This is a genomic window from Saccharopolyspora sp. NPDC050389, from assembly GCF_040655595.1.
Classification (GTDB): domain Bacteria; phylum Actinomycetota; class Actinomycetes; order Mycobacteriales; family Pseudonocardiaceae; genus Saccharopolyspora.
In genome coordinates this window covers 1-4,481 of sequence record NZ_JBFAKG010000202.1, presented here as the reverse complement: position 1 = coordinate 4,481, position 4,481 = coordinate 1, and the positions used below count along the sequence as shown (strand labels likewise).

4 protein-coding genes and 2 pseudogenes are annotated in these 4,481 nt (G+C 64.9%); 5 read left to right on the top strand and 1 reads right to left on the bottom strand.

Going from position 1 to position 4,481, the window contains the following annotated elements; genetic code table 11:
• Window positions 1-729 precede the first annotated feature (729 nt).
• From AB0I53_RS49285 to AB0I53_RS49270, 4 genes and pseudogenes are all read left to right on the top strand, one after another.
• A complete protein-coding gene (locus AB0I53_RS49285; protein ID WP_358618084.1) occupies window positions 730-1,065 on the top strand; it encodes an AbrB/MazE/SpoVT family DNA-binding domain-containing protein in 336 nt (111 codons plus the stop codon).
• A gap of 217 nt (window positions 1,066-1,282) precedes the next feature.
• Window positions 1,283-2,095, top strand: a pseudogene (locus tag AB0I53_RS49280) (IS701 family transposase); the annotation flags it as partial.
• Between the two features lie 145 nt (window positions 2,096-2,240).
• On the top strand, window positions 2,241-2,603 hold the full coding sequence (locus AB0I53_RS49275) for a hypothetical protein (RefSeq protein ID WP_358618082.1): 363 nt from the start codon (window positions 2,241-2,243) through the stop codon (window positions 2,601-2,603).
• Window positions 2,581-3,627 (top strand): caspase family protein, encoded by a 1,047-nt coding sequence (locus tag AB0I53_RS49270; RefSeq protein WP_358618079.1) that lies wholly within the window; start codon window positions 2,581-2,583, stop codon window positions 3,625-3,627. The genes AB0I53_RS49275 and AB0I53_RS49270 overlap by 23 nt, the downstream gene beginning before the upstream one ends.
• A gap of 86 nt (window positions 3,628-3,713) precedes the next feature.
• On the opposite strand, the pseudogene AB0I53_RS49265 reads toward AB0I53_RS49270, so the two are convergent.
• Window positions 3,714-3,992: pseudogene (locus AB0I53_RS49265) on the bottom strand (transposase); the annotation flags it as partial.
• Between the two features lie 199 nt (window positions 3,993-4,191).
• Between AB0I53_RS49265 and AB0I53_RS49260 the strand changes: the two are divergent.
• Window positions 4,192-4,481: hypothetical protein (locus AB0I53_RS49260; protein WP_358618076.1), on the top strand; the 290-nt coding region annotated here is incomplete at its 3' end.

Here is a 4,481-nt window from a genome sequence, read left to right as displayed (position 1 = left end):
AACCCGCGACGACATGCATGACGGCTTCCTCCAACTCGCTCACTGCATGATCCTCGCCGCCAAACTCCCCACATCAGCATTCTGAAAGAACCCCTTATAGCGTCAGCTCGTCGGCGTGTCGCATGTGCGCGCACTCGGCAGGGTTCCCAAGCGTCTCGGGCTCCGCCCAGTCCAACGACTTCCAGAAGCAGCGAGCTTCCTCATTGTCGATCGGCGACGTACTCCAGCGGCAGGCGGGCCAGTCGGCCAGCAGCTTGGTGATCACCTGTGTTTCGGCTGCGGGCCGATCTTCAGGACAGCGATGCGAACACGGAGCATCAACCCACACTTCGAGAACAGGCCCGATCGGGCTACGTCCGGAAGCCGACCTGGATCTTTCGAGAACCGCGGCGCTAATATCGCCGCCATGGAGACGAATCCCCGGTTCGGGGATTCCTCCCACTGGCGGGGGTTCAAGTCCCCCCTCGGACACAAAAATGTGGCATACCTGCTACATCTGACGTGCCAGTGTTTGAAGGCACTCCAACACGCTGAATCAGCGTTCCTATGGCTACCCCACCGCGCCTGGCGGGGGTGGTCGATATGACCGGCCCAGTGATCAAGCCGGTAGTTCCCTCCACAGCCCCTGCGCGGCAGGACGGCCCGCCGACCGTAGGGCGCCCCGGGGTCACTGGCACCCGTCGAACGCCTCCCCTTCCTTCCGTCCCAGCACCGCGCGAGCGTGGTCTGGTGTACGGATTGGCGGCGGTCGATGCCAGGGGCCGGGTCGCCGACCAAGCAGTCCTGAGCGCGCTCGGCTGGACACCCGGAACCCGGCTGGCCATCCGCGAAACACACGGCCTCCTGATCATCCACACCGATCCCCATGGCGTGTTCCACGTCACCAAGCAGGGACACCTGCGGCTTCCCGCGCCGGTCCGCCACTGCTGCGGTCTGCGGCCCGGTGACCGGGTCCTGCTGGCCTCAGACCCCGCCCACGGCGTCCTCACCGTGCACCCGCCCGCTGTGCTGGACGATATGATCGCCGACTGCCACGCCAGGCGCCTGGACGGTGATTCCGCGTGACAACTCACCGACCTCGGCCCGCGCACACGTCTCAATCCGATCTGGACGCCGCACGCCTGCTCCTGGACCGCCTGGGACTCTCAGCCCAGGATCTTCTCGCCACACCCGCGGAGCGGCCGCCGGTGCCCACCTTCGCCGACTACATCCCGATCGTCTCCGCAGCCGTCACCGACGGCACCCGCCGCGTCTACAACTCCTATTGGAACCGCATCGAAAACCACTGTCGTGGCGTCTGTTTGTCCCGAAGGGGTGGGGTGATCGGGAAGATCCCCGCCGGGCTCGCACCGGGATGCCTGAGGAGATCGGGCATGTCGAGAAGTGGCGGCTGGCTCTGGAGATCCTCGATGAACTGACCGAGCAGGCACTGGCGCCACCGGTGGTGGTCACCGATGCCGGTTACGGCCAGACCGCCGCGTTCCGACACGGCCTGACCACGCGGGGCATGGACTACGTCGTGGCCGTCCGGGGCGACGAGACCGCTCACCCTGAGGCCGCCGCACCGGTGGCGGCTGCCTACCAGGGACGCGGCCCGCGTCCAGTGCCCCGTTACCGCGAACCAGCGGCCGCGCTGTGCACGATCGCCACCGCCGAGGGCCGCCGCGCGTTCCGTCAGGTCACCTGGCGAAACGGTAGCCAGGGGCCGATGCGCTCGAAGTTCCGAGCGATCACGATCCGCCCCGCCAGCCGGGCCATGACCGATCTCATCCGCGGCGAGAACGGAGGCCGGAACTGGGACGGTGTGCTGCCTGCCGCGACCCTGCTGGTCGAGTGGCCACCCGGAGCAGACGCACCCACCGATTACTGGATCACCAACCTGCCGCCAGATACGCCGATCCGAAAGCTGGTGCGCCTGGCCAAGATCCGCTGGCGAATCGAACACGACTACCGCGAACTCAAACACGGCCTCGGGCTCGACCACTTCGAAGGCCGCACCTGGCGCGGCTGGCACCACCACGTCACTCTCGTCACCGCCGCCCACGCCTTCCTCACCCTCCGGCGGCTGAACCCAAAAGCCCCGACGCCGGCCTGACCCTCTACCAAACCCTGACCCTGCTCCAAGAGGTCTTACTGTGCTGGACCGGCGTTTGCCCCACATGCCAACGAAAAATCCCCAAACGAAAACAAACTTAACGAAGTACTAATAGTGCTCCAGCTCGAATTCTGGGGAGGTTCGGATGCACGCACGGGTACGGGTGACTGCTGGTCGTGAACAACAGGCGGAGCTCCGGTCGCTGGGCGAGTGGTTGCGTCAGGAAGACGACCTGCGCGGCTATGTTTCCCTTGAGCAGCCGACACCTGCGCCGGGCGAGATGGGGGCGCTGTCGGAGGTTCTCGTTGTCGCCCTCAGCACGGGTGGTGCGGTCACCGCACTAGCGCGCTCGGTGTCGGTTTGGCTCCAGCAACGGCATTCCGACGTGACGATCGAGGTCAGCAACTCCGACCGGACCGTCACCCTGGACGCTAGACGGGTTGTCGACGCCGAGGCTCTCGTTCGCGAGGTGCTCAAGCAGCAGGATGGCAAGCCAGAAGGATCCTGAGGTGCGCCTTCCCAACGGCCCGAAATCACGTGCGCTGCTCTTCGGAGCGGGCCGGTTCAACGACGAGCGCCTGCCTGATCTTCCGGCCGTAGAAAACAACCTCGCCGACCTCGCCGAGGTGCTGACGAGCTCGTGGGGCGCAGGACTCAGCTCCCAGCACTGCGTCGTGCTGCCGGATCCCGCTGGCGTGGCCGTACTGGGCACGCACCTGGAGGCTGTCGCCCGACAGGCCGAAGACGTTCTCCTCGTGTACTACGCGGGACACGGTCTTCTAGACCACCGAGGCGAATTGTACCTCTCCCTGCCACAGACCAAACATGATCTGCTGGCATGGACCGGACTTCCGTTCGGCCTGCTGCGCAACGTCCTGGCCAGTTCTGCGGCCAGGAACAGAGTGCTCATCATCGACAGCTGCTTCTCAGGCAGGGCTATTGAGGCGATGTCGGACCCGGTATCAGTTGTCACCGGACAGGTGGAGATCGACGGGACCTACACGCTGACCTCTTCACCGGCCAACTCCGTATCCAACGCGCCCGAAGGAGCCAGGCACACCGCGTTCACCGGCGAAATGCTCAAACTCCTCCGCAACGGCGACCCTCAAGAGCCCGAACTCCTGTCACTCGGCGCGATCTACCGGAATCTGCGCCTGGCTTTACACCACCGCGGCCTGAACCCGCCGCAACACCGAGGGACCGCCACCGCCGACTTGCTGGCACTCGCCCAGAACCGGGCATACGTTCCTCCCACTCCCGCACCCGCTCCATTACCGGAACCGGCAGAACCAACGCGGAAGCCAACGGAATTCAGTCTCAAGACGGAGTCGAAGTGGTGGTGGAAACGCAACAGGGCCAAGACACTGGCCGCAGTCACCTCCCTGATCGTGGTGGCGTCGATGATCGTCGTCGGATCGTGGTGGGCCGGCCGGTGCGCACCCGGGGTCGCCAGGATCGGCGACGAATGCGTCGGTGTCACCGACGGCTTCCGTGCCCCCGGCACTACTGGTACTTCGTTAAGTTGGTCTTAGTTTGGGGAGTTTTCGTTGGCATGTGGGGCAAACGCCGGTCCAGCACAGCAGCACGCGTTGGAGGGTGGCCAGCACCTGATAGAGGCTCAGGCCGGCGTCGGGGCTTTTGGGTTCAGCCGCCGGAGGGTGAGGAAGGCGTGGGCGGCGGTGACGAGGGTGACGTGGTGGTGCCAGCCGCGCCAGGTGCGGCCTTCGAAGTGGTCGAGTCCGAGTCCGTGTTTGAGTTCTCGGTAGTCGTGTTCGATTCGCCAGCGGATCTTGGCCAGGCGCAACAGTTCTCGGATCGGCGGCAGGTTGGTGATCCAGTAGTCGGTGGGAGCGTCGGCTCTGGGTGGCCACTCGACCAGCAGGGTCGCGGCAGGCAGGTGAGTCGGAGTAGCTTGGATGCCGCTGCGAGGACTTCCTCGTCGCCATCGTTGCTGCTCCCCGATCATTCACACAACGTGACACGAATGTACCGGCGCGTGATTCGTTGTCACAACAGGGATCTGTCCAACTACGGTCCGTGTCCCACGATGTGGAGGTCAGGCAATGCCGAAATCCGTTCTGAGATGGCAGGAAGCGTTGGAGCGCAAGGTCGGGATGGACGATGCCGAGCGGCGCAGATGCCTGGCGGCCTTGCTGGAATTCTGCGCCGAGCACCGGGTCGAACCGGACGAATTGCTCGAAAACTGGTTGAAATATCCAGAACTCACAGTGCGTCGCAAATTGGCGCCGGAGGAAGCGCGACCGGTGGCGAACATTCCGGTGGAGAGCTTTCTCATCCACAACGGGGTGAACATCTTCGGTGATCTCGTCTGCCTGCCCGGTAGGCCGGAGGATCTCCGCGACCAAGGGTCCCGGTTCGTCGGCTG

What these genes read in the sequence shown, in the direction of transcription:
- AB0I53_RS49270 (WP_358618079.1), top strand. Translation starts at nt 2,581, where the DNA reads ATGGCAAGCCAGAAGGATCCTGAGGTGCGCCTTCCCAACGGCCCGAAA.
- AB0I53_RS49275 (WP_358618082.1), top strand. Translation starts at nt 2,241, where the DNA reads ATGCACGCACGGGTACGGGTGACTGCTGGTCGTGAACAACAGGCGGAG.